At 62.1% G+C, this 17358-nt stretch carries 13 protein-coding genes and 1 pseudogene; 4 read left to right on the forward strand and 10 right to left on the reverse strand.

The window, feature by feature from the left end:
- Positions 1-3: 3 nt before the first annotated feature.
- The gene (locus tag I2D57_RS00180; protein ID WP_195361076.1) at positions 4-3102 is read right to left on the reverse strand and encodes a PD-(D/E)XK nuclease family protein; all 3099 of its coding nucleotides are present in this window, start codon (positions 3100-3102) and stop codon (positions 4-6) included.
- Between the two features lie 220 nt (positions 3103-3322).
- Complete coding sequence (locus I2D57_RS00185; RefSeq protein ID WP_006235366.1) at positions 3323-3622, reverse strand: YerC/YecD family TrpR-related protein; 300 nt, start codon at positions 3620-3622, stop codon at positions 3323-3325.
- A gap of 324 nt (positions 3623-3946) precedes the next feature.
- Between I2D57_RS00185 and I2D57_RS00190 the strand changes: the two genes are divergently transcribed.
- Positions 3947-4312 carry a phage holin family protein gene (locus tag I2D57_RS00190; protein ID WP_022094856.1) on the forward strand — a complete coding sequence of 122 codons (366 nt, stop codon included), beginning with the start codon at positions 3947-3949 and terminating at the stop codon, positions 4310-4312.
- 137 nt (positions 4313-4449) lie between these two features.
- Here the strand turns inward: I2D57_RS00190 and I2D57_RS00195 are convergent, their stop codons facing one another.
- Complete coding sequence (locus I2D57_RS00195) at positions 4450-4878, reverse strand: RrF2 family transcriptional regulator (protein ID WP_022094857.1); 429 nt, start codon at positions 4876-4878, stop codon at positions 4450-4452.
- Positions 4879-5131: 253 nt separating this feature from the next.
- On the opposite strand from I2D57_RS00195, the gene cysK reads away from it, so the two are divergent.
- Positions 5132-6070, forward strand: a complete 939-nt coding sequence (cysK, locus tag I2D57_RS00200; RefSeq protein WP_195361077.1) for a cysteine synthase A — start codon at positions 5132-5134, stop codon at positions 6068-6070.
- 178 nt (positions 6071-6248) lie between these two features.
- Positions 6249-7352 (forward strand): annotated as a pseudogene (gene mnmA / locus I2D57_RS00205) (tRNA 2-thiouridine(34) synthase MnmA); the annotation flags it as partial.
- Between the two features lie 8 nt (positions 7353-7360).
- Here mnmA and I2D57_RS00210 read toward each other — a convergent pair.
- From I2D57_RS00210 to I2D57_RS00225, 4 genes are all read right to left on the reverse strand, one after another.
- Complete coding sequence (locus tag I2D57_RS00210) at positions 7361-8734, reverse strand: HipA domain-containing protein (protein WP_195361079.1); 1374 nt, start codon at positions 8732-8734, stop codon at positions 7361-7363.
- Between the two features lie 138 nt (positions 8735-8872).
- The gene (locus tag I2D57_RS00215; RefSeq protein ID WP_152073760.1) at positions 8873-9892 is read right to left on the reverse strand and encodes a M42 family metallopeptidase; all 1020 of its coding nucleotides are present in this window, start codon (positions 9890-9892) and stop codon (positions 8873-8875) included.
- A gap of 266 nt (positions 9893-10158) precedes the next feature.
- On the reverse strand, positions 10159-11325 hold the full coding sequence (fucO, locus tag I2D57_RS00220; RefSeq protein ID WP_195361080.1) for a lactaldehyde reductase: 1167 nt from the start codon (positions 11323-11325) through the stop codon (positions 10159-10161).
- 165 nt (positions 11326-11490) lie between these two features.
- On the reverse strand, positions 11491-12207 hold the full coding sequence (locus I2D57_RS00225; RefSeq protein WP_195361081.1) for a YoaK family protein: 717 nt from the start codon (positions 12205-12207) through the stop codon (positions 11491-11493).
- 267 nt (positions 12208-12474) lie between these two features.
- Here I2D57_RS00225 and I2D57_RS00230 point away from each other — a divergent pair, with 267 nt between their 5' ends.
- Entirely contained in the window at positions 12475-14610 is a 2136-nt protein-coding gene (locus I2D57_RS00230; RefSeq protein ID WP_324249174.1) for a YgiQ family radical SAM protein, read from the forward strand.
- On the opposite strand, the gene I2D57_RS00235 is transcribed toward I2D57_RS00230, so the two are convergent.
- From I2D57_RS00235 to I2D57_RS00245, 3 genes are all read right to left on the reverse strand, one after another.
- Positions 14607-15518 (reverse strand): CPBP family intramembrane glutamic endopeptidase, encoded by a 912-nt coding sequence (locus tag I2D57_RS00235; protein WP_195361082.1) that lies wholly within the window; start codon positions 15516-15518, stop codon positions 14607-14609. The genes I2D57_RS00230 and I2D57_RS00235 overlap by 4 nt on opposite strands.
- A 23-nt stretch (positions 15519-15541) precedes the next feature.
- A complete protein-coding gene (locus I2D57_RS00240; RefSeq protein WP_022093947.1) occupies positions 15542-15763 on the reverse strand; it encodes a type II toxin-antitoxin system RelB/DinJ family antitoxin in 222 nt (73 codons plus the stop codon).
- 215 nt (positions 15764-15978) lie between these two features.
- Complete coding sequence (locus tag I2D57_RS00245) at positions 15979-17355, reverse strand: ATP-binding cassette domain-containing protein (protein ID WP_195361083.1); 1377 nt, start codon at positions 17353-17355, stop codon at positions 15979-15981.
- Positions 17356-17358: the final 3 nt, after the last annotated feature.

Below are 17358 nucleotides of genomic sequence, written 5' to 3' on the forward strand. Positions count from 1 at the left end.
GGTCTACACGTCCCTCCTTACAAACGTTCCTTCGTGGTTATACGAGCAGCGCGCATGCACGGCCTGAGCCGACGTCGGGTCGACGGCAGCAACGTTGCCTGCCTCGAGCTCGCGCAGGCGCTCGGCGATGCCGGCCTCCACGCGATCGAGCAGGGCGTCGAAGTCCATGCTGCCACCCTCGCCGGGGAAACCTTTCTTAAGGCCCGGGATGCGACCGTCGCCGCGCTCTTCCTCGAGCAGCTCGGCGCTCGCGGCGCCGCGCAGCGCCGGCTTGCCGCCCTTGGTCGAAAAGTAGAGCGCCGCGCGGGTGTCCAAATCCAGCGCCCGGCGCATGGCCTGGGCGTAGATGAGCGTTTGGGTATGTGGCGGCAACCAGCGCGGATCGTCGATGGGCGCCGTGCCCGATTCCTCGTCGCGCACCGTGGGGTCGGCGAGCTTAAACTCCTCAACGCCCGTGCGATGCTTGTAGTCGATCACCACGGCACGATTCTCGGCGTCCACGTCCACGCGGTCGATGCGTCCGCCAAGCGGCCAACCGGCATACTCGACCTTGAGCTCGTTGAAGGCGAACTCCAGGTAGCGCGGGGCAAAGGGGGCAAGTGCCTCGGACTCGTAGGCAAGCACGCCCTCCAGCTGCGGCAAGATCTCGGCAACCTGACGCTCCTCCACTGCAGAGAGCGGCACCAGCGGACCCTCCGTGCCGCGCTTGCCGGCGTGCTCGGTCAACGTCTCGTCAAAGACCTCGCGCAGCAGCTCCTGAGCGCGCGGCAGATTCTCGGGCGTCACGCGCTCCATGCCCTCCTGGGGCAGGCGGGCATGCAGGTGCTCCAGCACGTCGTGGACAAAGTTGCCCTTCTCCATGTTGCCAAAGCCCGCATCGATGGACTGGGGCTTCACGCGATACGACACGAACCAGCACAGCGGGCACGTCGAGTACGCCTCAATCTGCGAGGCGGACGTCAGGCGCGGCACGAGCGGCGCATTCTCGTCCTCGCCATCGCGGCGGCGCAGGACCAGGTACGGCACGGCCGCCTCGCTCAAATGCTGAGGAGCCTCGCACGCGACGCGCTTGCACTCGATGCCCTCGCCGGCCGCTGGATCAAAATCGGCGACGATACCGCCCTCGCCCACGCATGTCACCTGGGCGGCGCCGGCAGCCTCGGCGTGCGCCCGCAGCTCGGTCCACACGGCAGCCGGGTAGCACTCGCGTGCCTGGCGATCGTGCGTCACGCGGGCGAGCACAACGGGGCCGTGCGCCGCCTGCATCGCGCGGCCAAAGCGCACGCGCAGCAGGGCCGCGGGCTCAAGCGTCACACCGCTGCGATCTAACTCTGCCGTCAGCGTAGCCAGCGGTCCCTCCTCGTGTGAGAGCGGATAACTGTCCAGATCGACGTCGGCAAACAGCACGGCATCGTAGCTATCGGGGCACAGGGCTGCCGCATCGGTAAGCGACGCAAAGCGCACCTGGGCACGTGGCGCGCGGTCGACCTCGTAGGTCTCGTAATCGTATGCGGTGCTGCGCTTGTCCACCTTGGTACGAACGTCGTCGAGCACGGGCACGGTCGCGGCCTGCGACACGTCGAGCGCACGAGCATCGTTCATAAGGATGTCGATGGCATGTCGCAGCAGGGCGGTCTCGGCCTGGCGACGAGCCTGACCGTCAAGGCCTCCAAGGGCGCGATCGGGCAACGCCTCGGCGACGGCGAGCATTGCCTTAAGCGCCGTCACGGGTTTGTCGCGCCACAGCGCTTGGAACACGTCCGAGACCACGCACGGCACGCTCTTAAACCAGTTATCATCGCTGGCGGCCTTGCGCGTGCCCCTGACCTGGCCCTGCACGCTCTGCAGCAGGCTCTTGACGGCCGTGGTGGTCTTGCCGCGCGACAGGCGCATGTTCTTGTCGAAGGTGCGCGCGCTGGCGGCATCGGCACCCGAAAGCGGACTGTAAATCCAGTCGGTAAGCTCCGGAGCGGGCCACCACTCGGTCTTGGAAGCGGTGCCCTCGTCAGCGGCCTTCATGCGCTCGATTAGATTGGCGAGCGCCGTGAACTGCCTGCCCGCGATGGATTGGGAAAACGCCGTGAACTCGCTTGTCTCAGCAGCAATGTGACGCGCCGCCAAACGGGCAGCGAGTTCACCGAACAGCTGGGGCGCCCGGGCAGACACCACGAGCACGCGCACGGGGTCCGCGGACGCCGTGACACCGCCGTCGACCGCGGCGTCCTCACACGTTTTTACCAGCTCATCGATTGCATCCACATAGGCGTGGGCGCGGGCGTGAGGGCCGGCAACCTCTACAAAGGTAGGCTGAGCGGCGGACTTGAAGGCAGTCTGGGGCGCGGCGGCACCCTCCCCCAGCGGCGCGGCCTCAAACAGCACACCGCGGGCATCAAAGGCGGCAGCAAGTTCCTCGCGCATTGCCGCCTGCTCGCGGGCAAGCAGCACAACGACTTCTCCCCCATTGTTCGCCACGGCCGACAGCAGCTCGAGCAGGCCGTGCGTAAACGATGTGATACCGCGCACACATACCGCGCGGGCGCACGCCGGCAGGCTGTCGGCCAGCACCTCGGCCATAAGGTCAGCCGCCTCGCAGGGCTCGACCATGTCTCGACGGTCCAAGCCGCTCGCATAGGCACTCAGCAGCTCGAACACGCGAGCCTCGGCGTCGCTCTTGGGATCGGGCCGGCAAACGTCGCCGCGGCAGCGCTCGGCACCCGTTCCCGCTACGCCCGGCAGCACATCGCGGGCCATGCGCGCGAGCATGCGCACCGTGCCCTGACTGCGCGAAAGCGGCTGCAGGTCGGCATCGTCGCGACGGGCGATCATGTCCGAGAACAGCATCTGGCGTTGCATGTTGTCGACGAAGCTGCGGCCATCGCCCATAAGCTCCCACATCGAACGGAGCCACGACGCAGGGGGTTTGTAGTCAACGCCCAGCGAGGCGCCAGCAACCGCAGCATCGTGACGGCACAGGTCGAGCTCGGCAAACGAGGGTGCCAGCAAAACGGCATGCCCGTGGCGGGCAACCAGGTCGGCGAGCAACGCCGCCTCGGCATCGCTCAAGTCCGCACCGGTATTGGTGGTATAGATTCGAACAGGCATGGTCCTCCACTCAAACCGTTCGCAATAATCAATGCATCCATCCTACCCGCCCACGCGGACAGATTTGCCCCACGCCAACAGATTTGATCCCTCGGGGACGGAGGAAAACGGATCACCGAAGGGGTCAGTCTAACCATGCAATCCGTTTTCCTCCGTCCCCGAGGAATCAAAAAACCGCCCCCGAAGGGACGGTTCTGCGCAATTCGTTTTTGCCGCTGGCCTACTCGCCATCCTCCAGTTTGATGAGGATCTTGCGATAGCCACCGTACTCGCCATTAAGCGCCTTGGACACGCGGCTCACCGTGGTGGACGAAGCGCCGGTGCGGGCCTGAACCTCAACATAGGGCTCGCCCTCATCCAGATAGCGCGCGACCTGCAGGCGCTGCGATAAATCGCAAATCTCGCGCGGCGTGCAGATATCGGTTAAAAACGCCTGGATATCGTTCTCGTCATCCAAAAGACTAAATGCGTGGACCAGCTGCTTGACATCAGGCTTGTCAAACATGTTCTCGATATTCATCGATCACCGCCAAACCCGCCATAAGGCATCGAAGTTGATACTGACATCGGGCATCGTTCGCCCGTAATATGCAATAAAACTATGCATGGGCTATTTGCCCGTGGCAGTGTAGCACACCACCAAACTAAAGCGACAAGACTCTCTGCCAGCGGCACGTTTTTCAGGACGAACGCCGTTTAGAAACCGAATGCGCACGTAAGCTCCACGAATATTTGAGACAATGGGCGCCCAAACACCGCGGCGCGCCCGCGCAACCATCCAAGTCGCCGCCGCAAGCCGCTTCACGCGACGCCAGCAACCCCGGCGCAAGAAAGGATTCACGCCATGCGCTTTATGCTTAACTGGCTCTTCACCTCGATCGCCATCGCGATCGCCACGTTCCTCGTCCCCGGTATCCAACCCTTCGGCTTTGCCGAGGCCTGGGTCTGCTTTGCCTTTGTGGGACTGTTCCTCAACATCGTCGATTCGTTCGTCAAACCGTTCCTCACGGTCATCTCGCTGCCGCTCACAATCATTACGCTCGGCATTTTCCAGCTCGTGCTCAACAGCTTTATGCTGGAGCTCGCCAGCTACCTGTCGGTCAACCTGTTGGGCGTCGGTATCTCCATCGCCGGCTTTGGCTCGGCCTTTATGGGCAGCATCCTAGTGTCCATCATGCGCAGCATCCTTGATAGTATTGCCGAAGAGTAGAACGCCCCCGACACACAAACGCATCGGACCAAATCAAAGGCCGCCCATCGCAAAAATGGGCGGCCTTCTTATTTGTCAATCCTCAGAGGGCAAGAAAATCTACCATTTCCACCCCGTCCCCACATGGCAGGCGTGGGTTAGATGACATAGTCGTAGCCATGGTTGGGAGCGACAAGTTGATCGAGCGTCACACCGTCGAGGTAGTCGTTGATGAGCTTGTCCAGGTTCTTCCACACGTCGAGCGTGGGGCACTCATCAGATCGCGAGCAACCCTTGCAGTCGCCATCCAGGCAGGCGACCGGCGCCAGGCTGCCCTCGGTCAGGCGCAGGATCTCGCCCACCGTGTACTGCTCGGGCGGACGCGTGAGCACATAACCGCCGCCCTTGCCGCGCATGCCCGAAAGCATATTGGCGCGCACGAGCGTAGCCAAGATGTTCTCGAGATATTTCTCGGAAATCCCCTGACGCGCCGCGATCTCTTTGAGTGGGATGCGACCGGCCGCCTGGTGCTCGGCCAGATCGACCATAACGCGCAGGGCGTACCTGCCCTTAGTAGAAACCAACATATATAGTGCTGCCTTTCGGTCTTTTAGTCCGTTGAAATTCTAGCCGAAAAATTGGCTTTGGAAATACCCGTTCCGGTCAAGATGGTTAATCGACTTGCAATAATCTCCTATTTCCTATTGCATTACTAGGCTTTAGTGTCTACTATGCTTGCCAACAGCCAAACGGACAACCTATAAGGTTTATGGGTTTAGCTGTTAGACACGCCGTAAAACCACACGGCAACCAGCAACTTGAACACTTTGGAGGTTCACCATGAGCAAGGTTTACACGTCCATCGATCAGCTTATCGGCCACACCCCGCTTCTGGAGCTCACTCACTTTGAGGCCGACGAGGACCTCAAGGCTCGCGTGCTCGTCAAACTGGAATACTTCAACCCCGCCGGGTCCGTCAAAGACCGCGTCGCCAAGAACATGATTGACGAGGCCGAGAAGGCCGGCAAGCTCGTGCGCGGCGGCGACTACACCATCATCGAGCCCACGAGTGGCAACACCGGTGTCGGCATCGCCTCGGTGGCGGCGGCCCGCGGCTACAAGGTGATCATCACCATGCCCGAGACCATGTCCGTCGAGCGCCGCAAGCTGATGCAGGCATACGGTGCGCAGCTCGTGCTCACCGACGGCTCCAAGGGCATGAAGGGCGCTATAGCCAAGGCCGAGGAGCTGCAGAAGGAGACTCCCAACAGCATCATCGCCGGCCAGTTCGTGAACCCCGCGAACCCGGCCATTCACAAGACCACGACCGGCCCCGAGATCTGGGACGACACCGATGGCCGGGTCGACATCTTCGTCGCCGGCGTTGGCACCGGTGGTACCGTGACCGGCGTGGGTGAGTTCCTCAAGGAGCAGAGCCCCGAGATTAAGGTCGTCGCCGTCGAACCCGCCACCTCCCCGGTGCTCTCCAAGGGCCAGGCCGGCCCGCACAAGATCCAGGGCATCGGCGCCGGCTTTGTGCCCGACGTCCTCGATACCCAGGTCTACGACGAGATCATCCCCGTCGAGAACGAGGACGCCTTTGCGACCGGCCGCGCCGTGGGCCACAAGGAGGGCGTGCTCGTGGGCATTTCGTCCGGTGCCGCCGTGTGGGCCGCACTGCAGCTGGCCAAGCGCCCCGAGAACGAGGGCAAGACTATCGTGGCCCTGCTTGCCGACACCGGCGAGCGCTACCTGTCCACGGCACTGTTCCAGGACTAAGGGCCCGTCACTTGTCGATGAGCCCAAGGCACGCCGGTCTCCCCTCTCTTCTGGCAGCCTGGGCTCATCCCGGCAGGGTGTCCCACAGGACGCCTGAACTTGCTACAATGTCTGCGGCGCGGAACCAGCCTCCCGCGCCGCTTTTCTTTTTTGGCCACATGCCACCAAGGAGAACCTCCCCATGCACAACAAGCGCGTGCTCGTCGCCATGAGCGGCGGCGTCGATTCCAGCGTGACCGCGTACCTGCTCAAAAGCCAGGGCTATGAATGCGTCGGCGCCACCATGCGCCTCACCTGCCCCGCACCCGACCCCGCCACGGGCATGAGCAAAGTCGACCGCGACATCGCCGACGCGAAGGCAGTTTCCGAGCGCATCGGGATCCCCCATCACGTGCTCGACCTGCAGCAGACGTTCGACCACAGCGTTATCGAGCGCTTTGTGGACGCCTACCAGGAAGGGCTGACGCCCAATCCGTGCATTATCTGCAATCGCCACATTAAGTTTGGCGCGCTGCTCGATGCGGCGCTGGACATGGGCTGCGACTACATCGCAACGGGACATTACGCCAAAACAAGCCAGGCGGCAGACGGCACCTGGCAGCTCCATCGCGGCGAAGATCCCAAAAAGGACCAAAGCTATTTTTTGTATTCGCTTACGCAGGAGCGCCTGGCACGCACGATCTTTCCGCTGGCAGGCCTAGACAAAGAGCGCGACGTGCGCCGCATAGCCGCCGAGCAGGGCTTTACCAACGCCCAGAAGGCCGAAAGCGAGGACATCTGCTTTATTCCAGACGGTAACTACGCGGGCTATATCGAGCGCCGCTGCGGACATCCCGCTGCACCGGGCGACATCGTGTGGCGCGACGGCAGTGTGGTCGGGCGCCACAACGGCGCGCTGCGCTACACCATCGGCCAGCGCAAGGGCCTGGGCGTCGCGATGGCGCATCCCGTGTATGTGACGGGCGTCGACGCCGCCAACAACACCGTGCATCTGGGCGAGGCCGAAGATCTGACCGCCACTGCCCTCACGGCCGATGAGTGGATCTGGAGCGCGCCGGACGCACGCATGGAGGCGGAGCTCGACGCCGGCGGCATTCGCGTAGGTGCCAAGTACCGCTACCGTCAAAAGGACCAGGCAGCGACCCTTACGCGCGGCGAAGACGGGCAGATGTTGCTGACCTTTGACGAGCCGCAGCGCGCCATCGCCCCCGGCCAGGCCGTCGTCGTCTACTCCGGCGACATCGTCCTGGGCGGCGGTACCGTGACCGGCGCACTTAAGTAGCCGCGGGTTTATCGCTGCACGTGTCGAAGTACCTCAACAGCGGCACCAACCTCGATTACGCGACGCTCGAGGCCGTGGCAAATGGCCTCGAGTCGACCCTCCGCCGTCGCCCATTCGCTCTGCGAAAGAATCTCGATCGCCTCATCAACAAATCCGTTGAGCCGCGATGGATCGAACCAATCGAGTGAGTCCGCAAGCGCCAGCTGGACGGAAGGGTCGGGCCCAAACGGCTTAGCGGAAAACCCAAACTCCCCAGCTGCGAGCACGGCAGTTGGTACGTTGTACCACAGGCAGTTGCCGCTATCGAACAGCGGAGCAGGCCTTATCTCCAGGGTGTCGACATTGCGGATGATGCCGAAGTTTCGCCAATGGCGGTCGCTGTTGGCCAAAAGAGCATCGCAGACAATCATCTGCGACATAGACCTTCTCACAGCGGCCTCATCGACACCATGCTTACCAAGGAAGCAGCAGTACCGGTCGTACGTCGAGCTTCCTCGCTGGCCGCCAAGGGCGTTCTTAACGTAAACAGCCGGAACGTATTCCTCGCGGCCGTCAAGAAAGTCGTCGCACAGACACACAGGGCCATCGAACATCCGCTCAACCGTATAAGGAACAAACTCCCCTTTGGGAAGCAAGCGACGATGCAGAGCCGTTGCAACCGCCTCGTTAAAGGGCCGTTGGTCGTCCACGCCGCATCCCTTGACCAGAACGCGAACGCCGTTGCGAATCATCCACGATTTAGGGAGCTCGCCCTCGGACGTGTTATCAGGATTTTTAAGACCGATGCCTTCCAGCCAACCCGAACGCTCTTCGGGCGCCGATCGCTCAAATTCGTTCTCAAAGTAATTGATGTTTTGCCATTTGAGTTCGGCGCAATCGGCCGGCCGCAGCCAATAGCAATCCGAAAGCGATAGGCCCAGGCACCGAACCGGAACCTCGATGCCGCTGGCAATTCCCAGCTCGCGGTAGCGCGAGACGAGTCCGGGGCGAACATCGGGCACCGACCGATGCCCCCACCATGCATTGAGCTCCCGCTTATTCACCGTTGGAGAAGAGCTCGAGCATGTGCCAAACGGCATTCGTTGCGCATCGAGGACCTCGGCGATTTCGAAGGGAAACTCACGCGTCGGATCAAAAGAGACATGCGCGACCTCATGGTCGGCCGACATCAGCGTAAACTTGCGCCCCACATCGGCCGCAGGACGGCGTCCACGTTTGCGGACCTTTTGATAAGCGAGCGCAGAATTGTACTCGACCATCTTCCGGCCGCCCACAATATCGCACACAAGCGTCCCCGATGCGGCAAGTTGCGATATGCGGGCTTTCGTAACGCCCAACAGGCGGGCGGCATCACCCATAGACAAGTACTCAGACGTATCCATACACCGCATCACCTAGTTAAGTAATTTACACGTTTAGTTAATAGATTACAGACATCATAATACTAAACGACCAAAAGCGAAAAAAGGCCCGAGAAATCGGGCCTTAGCGATTGGTCAGCCGAGTCGCAAGCTGCTCCCCTAGCGCTGAACGTAGGCGCGAACGAGCTCGTAGGTATTGCGCACGCCGTCGATGTGGCTGCGCTCGTAGTTGTGGCTCGCGTACACGCCGGGGCCAATCAGACCATGGCGAATGTCGTAGCCGGCCGAGAGCGTTGCCTCGACGTCGGAGCCGTAGTGCGGGTACACATCGATGGCGTAATCGAGCTCCAGCTCGCGCGCGATGTTGGACAGCGTGGTTACCAGGTCGTAGTTGTACGGACCGCCCGAATCCTTGGCGCAAATCGAAACCATGCGCTCGGTGCAGCCCAGGTCGTCGCCCACGCAGCCCATGTCCACGCTGATCATCTCGCGCGTGTCGGCCGGCACAAAGGCACCGCCGTGGCCGACCTCCTCGTACACGGTAAAGAGCAGCGACACTTTGCGCGAAAGCGTCACCTCGCCAGCAGCGACGGCGCGGGCCAAACCCAGCAGAATCGACGCGGACAGCTTGTCGTCCAAGAAGCGGCTCTTGATGTAGCCGCTCTCCGTCACCGTGGTGCGCGGGTCCATAGCGATGATGTCGCCAGTCTGAATACCCAGCTCGAGCACATCGTCCTTGCTGTCAACGTTCTCGTCGAGCAGGATTTCCATGTTCTTTTCGATGGTCTTGACCGGCTCATCGGCCACATGCGCCGAAGGCTCGGTATTGAGGACCACACCCGTAAAGACTTTGCCATCGCGCGTGTAAACGGTGCAGTTCTCGCCATCAGCCGTAGACCACTGATGCCCGCCGAGCGTCGTGGGACGCAGGCGACCATTGTCCTTGATAGAGCGCACCATGGCGCCCAAGGTATCGACATGGCTCGCCAACACGAGCGGCTCGCCCTCACCACCAAGCTCAACGAGCACATTGCCCTTGTTAGAACGCTCGGGCCCAAAGCCCATATCGCGCAACGTTTCCATCAGATAATCAGTCGCCGCACGGGTATAGCCCGTAGGCGAAGCAATAGAAGTCAGCGCCTTCAACTGGTCAGTAATATAGGAGAGCGTAGAATCCATCTTGGACACCAAAGTCACCCTTTCATATCGAATTAAACCCACAGCAACAATACCACCGCGAACCATCTTTTTACCTAGCGAGATGACCCATCGAGCTCCCCAGAACTGCGCCCGCCACGATAACGAGCCAGCGGGCCCCTGCCCGTTAGCCCCAGAATCTTTCCGCAGGACGGAGGAAGCCCCCGCCGCACGAAGTGCGCAGTGGGGGCTTCCGATATGTCCGAGGACGATTGTGGGGCTAACGGGCAGGGGCCCGCCGAACCAAGTTAGGCAGCCGGGCAAATCTTCTTGAAGAGCTCGATGACGTCGTCGAGCGTCGCCTCGCGCGGGTTGCCCGGGAAGCAGGCGTCGGCCATGGCGTCCTTGGCCAAGACCTCGATCTCGTCGGCCTTCATGGCCTCGCAGACGTGCGGGATGTTCACGTCGGCGGAGAGCTGCTTGACGGCAGCGATGGCAGCGTCGGCGGCCTCGTCGGTGCTCATGCCCGTGGTGTCAACACCCATGGCGACGGCAACCTTGGCCAGGCGCTCGGCGCAAACCGGCTTGTTGAACTCCATGGCGATCGGCAGCAGCATGGCGCAAGCGACGCCGTGCGGGGTGTCGTAGTGAGCAGACAGGGTGTGAGCCATGGCGTGGTCGATGCCCAGGCCAACGTTGGAGAAGCCCATGCCGGCGACATACTGGCCAAGGGCCATGCCCTCGCGGCCGGAGCCGGGCTGACCGGACTTGGCCTCGGCGACGGAGTCACGCAGGTTCTCGCTGATCAGCTTAATAGCCTCAAAGTGGAACATGTCAGAGAGCTCCCAAGCACCCTTGGTGGTGTAGCCCTCGATGGCGTGGGTCAGAGCGTCCATACCAGTGGAAGCGGTCAGGCCGGCGGGCATGGAAGCCATCATGTCAGGATCGACGACGGCGACCTCGGGGGCGTCGTTGGTGTCGACGCACACGAACTTGCGGATCTTCTCGGGGTCGGTGATGACGTAGTTGATGGTCACCTCGGCAGCGGTACCGGCGGTCGTCGGCACAGCGATGGTGAACACGGCGTGGTTCTTAGTGGGAGCAACGCCCTCGAGGCTGCGGACATCGGCGAACTCGGGGTTGTTGATGATGATGCCGATGGCCTTGGCGGTGTCCATGGAGGAGCCGCCACCGATGGTCACGATAGCGTCAGCCTCGGCAGCCTTGAAGGCCTCGACGCCGTCCTTGACGTTCTGGATAGTGGGGTTGGGCTTAATCTCGGAGTAGAGGCTCCAAGCGATGCCAGCGGCATCGAGCTCGTCGGTCACCTTGGCGGTAACGCCAAACTTGACCAGGTCGGGGTCGGAGCAGACGAAGATCTTCTTGTAGCCGCGACGCTGGAGCTCACCGGGGATTTCCTTGATGGCGCCGGAGCCATGATAAGAGATGGTGTTGAGAACGAAACGATTAGCCATTGATAGCCTCCCATCGTGTGCGGGGCACCCATTACGCCCCACGCTATGAGTCCCATCCTAACGCTTTTGAAACGAAAAACACGCGAGAACGTCAAATTTGTTAAAGCGTTTCAACAGATGATGAAAAATATTGCGGCAAAGGGACAGCCCCTTTGCCGCATTCGGTTACTTTCGGCAGCCCTCTTTCCAAGCCTCGGCCGCAACCTTCCAGCGTAAGCGCAAGTCGCGCTCGCGGTCGATGAACATGATGGCAAACGCGACAAACAGCAGCAAGCTCGCCACGACGATGGCGTGCAGGCCCATGCGCTCAATACACCAATTGCCCAGCACCGCACCAAACACAAAGGTGAAGATCACGCCAAAGTACAGCAGACCGTTTTCCAAAAAACCGCGCTTGTGCGTAATGATGTAGTCGTCCACATTTTGCAGCGCATTGCGCAGGTTGCCGATGCACATGGTCGTGGCAATACCATGGCCGTGGATCTTCCGGAAGCTCTCGACCTGCATGCCGCAGGCAAACGAGGTAAGGCAGTTGGCAAGCAGGTTGTAATCGCCGCCGGGGATAAAACTCACGCCCAGCAAGATGACGGCTTCAAAAAACACCGTCACCTGGCGCCAGTGAATCACACTGCCAAACCGCTCGTGCACCAGGTCGGCAAGCATAATGCCCACGGCAAACGACACCACGGGGAAGAAATAGCGTCCCGCCAGCGCCCAGTTGCCCTCCGAGATGCTCACGCCCACAAGCAGGATGTTGCCCGTCTGCGCGTTGGCAAAAACATGGTCGCGGCCGATGTAGGAATACACATCCATAAAGCCACCGGCGAGCGCCAAGATGATGCCCAGCTCAAGAGACTCCGATATCTGTTTGGCACGCTGCATCGTCGTGCATCCTCCTTGTTGGCGACTCTCTCGTGCGTTGGCGGAGACATGGCCGCCGTTCATACTGTAACCCATTGACAACATGGCGCGCACGCGAGACGGGTTCCCCAACGCGCAGATACACAGTCTGGAAACAAACGGCGGGCGCCGCACCGCGCCCGCATCGACGTGCCGATCCGCCAGCTCGTGTACTCCACCAGTCTTTTTAGCCCCGTCCCAAAAAGACTGGTTACAATTACGAGCAGCATACTGACAACGGGAGGAATCGTGGCAAAAAAGCCCCAGGACGCTCAGAACAACCAGCACGGCAAGCATGCCCAGCGCGGCCAGCAGCAAAAGCGTGGCGGCAAGGCCCAGGGCTCGCGCCCCGCGCATGCCCCGGCAGCGCCTGTCCGCCCCTGGCGCCCGGGCCGCGACAAGTTCCTCCCCGTCAGCCGCGCCGACATGGATGCACGCGGCTGGGACCAGTGCGACTTTGTCTACATCTGTGGCGACGCCTATGTGGACCACCCCAGTTTTGGCATGGCAATCATCAGCCGCGTCCTCGACGCGCACGGCTACAAGGTGGGCATCATCTGCCAACCCGACTGGACCGACCCCGCTAGCATCACCGTGTTTGGCAAGCCGCGCCTGGGCTTTCTCGTCAGTGCCGGCAACATGGACTCCATGGTCAACCACTATTCGGTGAACAAGCACCGCCGCCACACCGACGCCTACACTCCCGGTGGCGAGGAGGGGCACCGCCCCAATCGAGCCGTCACGGTCTACGGCAATCTCATCCGTCAGACGTTCAAGGACGTTCCCATCATCATCGGCGGCATCGAGGCGAGCCTGCGCCGTCTGGCCCACTACGACTACTGGCAGGACAAGCTCAAGCGCTCGGTGTTGCTCGACTCGGGCGCCGACATCCTCATCTACGGCATGGGCGAGCACGCGATTGTCGAGATCGCCGACGCGCTCGACGCGGGGCTGCCCGTCGATCAGATTACCTATATCAACGGCACCGTTTACCGCACGGGTTCGCTCGATGAGGTCTACGACTACGACCTGCTGCCCAGCTGGGACGACCTTGCCGCCGACAAGCTCAACTACGCGCGCAGCTTTAACGTGCAGCAGCAGAACATGGACCCCATCACCGGACACCGCCTGGTAGAGCCCTACCCCAACGGCGTCTATGTGGTGCAGAACCCGCCGTCGGCGACGCTCACCACCGACGAGATGGACGAGGTGGCAGAACTCCCCTACGCACGCGATTGGCATCCCGACTATGATGCCGCAGGCGGCGTGCCGGCCTTTGCCGAGATCAAGTTTTCGATCAGCTCCAACCGCGGGTGCTTTGGTGAGTGCTCGTTTTGCGCCCTCACCTTCCACCAGGGCCGCGTGCTGCAGATGCGCAGCCACGATTCGATCATGCGTGAGGCCGAGCTACTCACGCGCGATCCCGAGTTTAAGGGCTACATCAACGACGTGGGCGGACCGACGGCAAACTTCAGCCGTCCTGCCTGCGACAAACAGCTCAAGCACGGCGTGTGCAAGAACAAGCGCTGCCTGTGGCCGAGTGTGTGCAAGAACATGGTGGTCGACGAGAGCGGCTACACGCAGTTGCTGCGCGACCTGCGCCAGCTGCCGGGCGTCAAGAAGGTCTTTGTCCGCAGCGGCATCCGCTTTGACTACACCATGGCCGACGCCTCGGACGAGTTTTTGCGCGAGCTGCTGGAGCACCATGTCTCGGGCCAGCTGCGCGTAGCGCCCGAGCACGTGAGCGACGCGGTGCTGTCCGTGATGGGCAAGCCGAGCCGCGCCGTCTACGACGCGTTCTGCCGTAAATTTGAACGTTTGAACCGCGAGTACGGACTCAAGCAGTACGTGGTGCCGTATCTGATCTCGAGCCACCCCGGCTCGACGATGAAGGAAGCCGTGGACCTTGCCGAGGCCGTGCGCGACATGGGCTACATGCCCGAGCAGGTGCAGGACTTCTACCCTACGCCGTCCACCATGTCGACCTGCATGTACTACACCGGCGTGGACCCGCGCACCATGGAGCCGATCTACGTGGCGCGCGACCCGCACGAGAAGGCCATGCAACGCGCGCTCATCCAGTATCGCAAGCCCGAAAACTACAAGCTGGTACGTGAGGCGCTGGAGAAGGCCGGCCGCCGCGATCTGATCGGCTACACCAAGCATTGCCTGATCCGCCCCGTGCCGCCGCGCCCGGGCGAAACGTCTGCCGGCGGTGGGCATGGCACCGGCAAGAAGGGCGGCAAGCCGCACGGTGGCGCCGCCGGCAAGGGGCCCAAGGGCAGCAAGGGCCACGGCGGCATGTCGCGTGCGCAGAACACCGCGGGCCGCAACCGCGCGGCGCAGGGACGACAGGGCGCCAACGGCGGCGGGCGTCGCAACTAGCGAAGTGGTGCACTCGCTGCGTCCATCCCACACGCGTGGCGCAGCGAGTGCATTGCTTCAATGAGAATGACGCCGGCGATAGCAACCGTGACCACCACGTCGAACGGCGTGTTCACAAACCAGAGCAACGTCATGAGATACGACCCAGCATTAAAGGCAAAGTGCAGCAGGATCGTGTAGCGGAGCTTTCCGGTCGTCACGAGCACCCAACCAAAGATAAGGCCGGCGGCACCCGCGTAGCAACCCTGCACCCAATTCATGTGCATAAAACCGAAGATTGCCGCCTGCAGCACGATTGCCACGGCGACACCCCAGGCACTCGGGGCCGCCCAGGACACCATGGCGCCTTCCTGCGCGCTCACACGACGCCGGCGCTTCCAGAGCGGACGGCACTGTGGATTAAACGCACGCAGCGAAAACTCAAAGATGATGCCGCGCACCAGCAGCTCTTCACAAAATGGGGCGCCGAGCACCGTAGTCAGGACGGCGAGATAGCCGGTGTCGCCCATGCCTGTTTCCTCGACAAGTTCGCTGTAATCAGCCGCGACCTCGGGCAACAATGACAGTACGGCGTCGGTCACGTAGCCAACGACCACCTGCAGGGCCAAGCCGATCACGATAACGCAGGCAATGCGCTTCCACGCGCTACGCAATCCCCCGCCAAGCGGACGCCCACCTTGCCAGCGCGCGATAAACGACCGCGGCCACAAATAACGCCACCACAGCAGCGCCATCAAAAACGATGCCGTCTGCGCGACGGCTTGAAACCATTGAATATCGAGATTGTCGATCGGGTAGCCCGTCAGCACCGACACGGCATCGAGGACTGAAAACAGAACCACGCTCAGGGCTATATCGGCAGCGACAACGCCAAAACAGGCAAGTGCCCAAACCAGCGCATTGAGCATGCCGGCCTCCTCCCGACGACTAGTCATTGGGGACGTTCTTCAACGACTAGCTGTTGGGGACACTCTTTACCAAAGGCCCCGCTGGGCGAAATGTCGAACGGAAAGGTGCCGCAGCGATTGAAGGCGGCGATGAACATACGGATGGCGTTGGACGGCGTGGTGCCTACGAGTTGGGTTGCCGCCGCGAAGGCCGCCTTTTCCTCGGGCAAGACCTTCGCGACAACCGGGGTCATGTGTTCTGCCATGGCGCTTCCTTTTTGAAACGACGGTGGTGCGGATAGATGCGGGCCACGCGGCTGGGCGACGGGCTGTGAAGGCAACCCGATTGGCCCGCATCTGGAGTTTGTTTCTACGGCGTTGGTATTACTTAGTATTCTTAGGTATTACCCCACAGATAGAATACCACACCCGCCCCATGGGGACGGAGAAAAAACGGATCATTTTGTTGCTGAGTAAGTATTTAGAGCGTGATGATGTCCGAGATATTGAGGGCCTGAGCGTCGGCGACATCGTGCGTGGCAAGCAACAGCATACGACCGTCGAGCAAGTCGAGCACGACCTCGGCCGTCGCATCGCGCGCGGCGGCATCCAGGCCGGTAAAGGGCTCATCCAGAATCACTGCGCCGCCCGGACACAGCAGGGCTCGGGCAATCTCGACGCGACGGCGCTGCCCGCCCGAGAGCTCGGCCACACGAGCATGCACATCGACCCCCGGCACCAGCAGGCGCAACAGGGCCGCGGCACTCGAGGCGTCCGCGCGCGCGTCGGCGCACACCAGCACGTTATCCAAAGCCGAGCCGCCCTCTACCAGGCGCACATCCTGAAACACCATGGAGCACGGCGCGCACTCCCCCGCCGCCAGCGCAAGCAGCGTCGACTTGCCCACGCCCGAGGTGCCCATCACACAGATACGCCCACCCGCAGGCACGTTGAGCACCAGACCATCCAGCGCCGGCGCCCAGGGCGCGCGATCGCCCACGGCAAACGCAAGCTCCGCCGAAACGCCATCGCTCACGGCCCCCGCACGTCCGTGCAGTCCATGTCCATGTGCCCGCACGGCCGCGCCCCACGCCACGGGCCCCGAAGCCCGCAGCAGCCACACCAGCACGCGCTCACACGCCCACGAGGCGGCAACGACCAGCACGGTCCACGCCAGCAGATCAGCCGTCTCAATCAAAAGCTTTGCCTGATAGATGCGCTCACCCACGGTGCCCACCGCCATGCCGATCAGCTCCGCCGCCACGCCGGCCTTCCAGCTCATGCCAATCACGGCGCGGGCGCACGAAAGCACAAACGGCAGGACTTCGCGCCAGGTGTGGGCACAAAACAGTCGCCAACCCCGCACGCCATGCAGACGAAACATCTGCTCCAGCGGTTTATCCGCTTGCGTCAAGCCCTCGACCAGCGAAAAATACACTCCCGGCAGCGCCATCAAAAAGACCGCCGCAATGCTTACGCGCGCCGACCCCAGCCAAATGAGCAGCAGGACCACCACGCAGGCAACCGGCGTCGCCTTAACAAACGAAAGCGCCGGAGCCACCAAGCGGGCAAACGCCCGCGAGCGCGACGAAATTCCGGCCAGCAAACCACCGCACACCGCGGCAAGCGCCAAACCGCCTAGAATCCGCACACCCGAGCCCGCCAGAATCGCCCACGTGCCGGCATCGCATACCAGCCGCAGCAACGCCACCACAACAGCACCCGGACCCGGCAAAATCAGCGGCTGTGCCACCAGCGCCGCCACGAAGACCCACACGGCAAGCCAAAAGGCGGCAACGGCACCCGCTGCCGCCACCGCCTTCATACGCTCTATCATTTGTCGAGCAAACGCACGCACGGG

Source organism: Collinsella aerofaciens, assembly GCF_015553355.1.
Taxonomy (GTDB): domain Bacteria; phylum Actinomycetota; class Coriobacteriia; order Coriobacteriales; family Coriobacteriaceae; genus Collinsella; species Collinsella aerofaciens_V.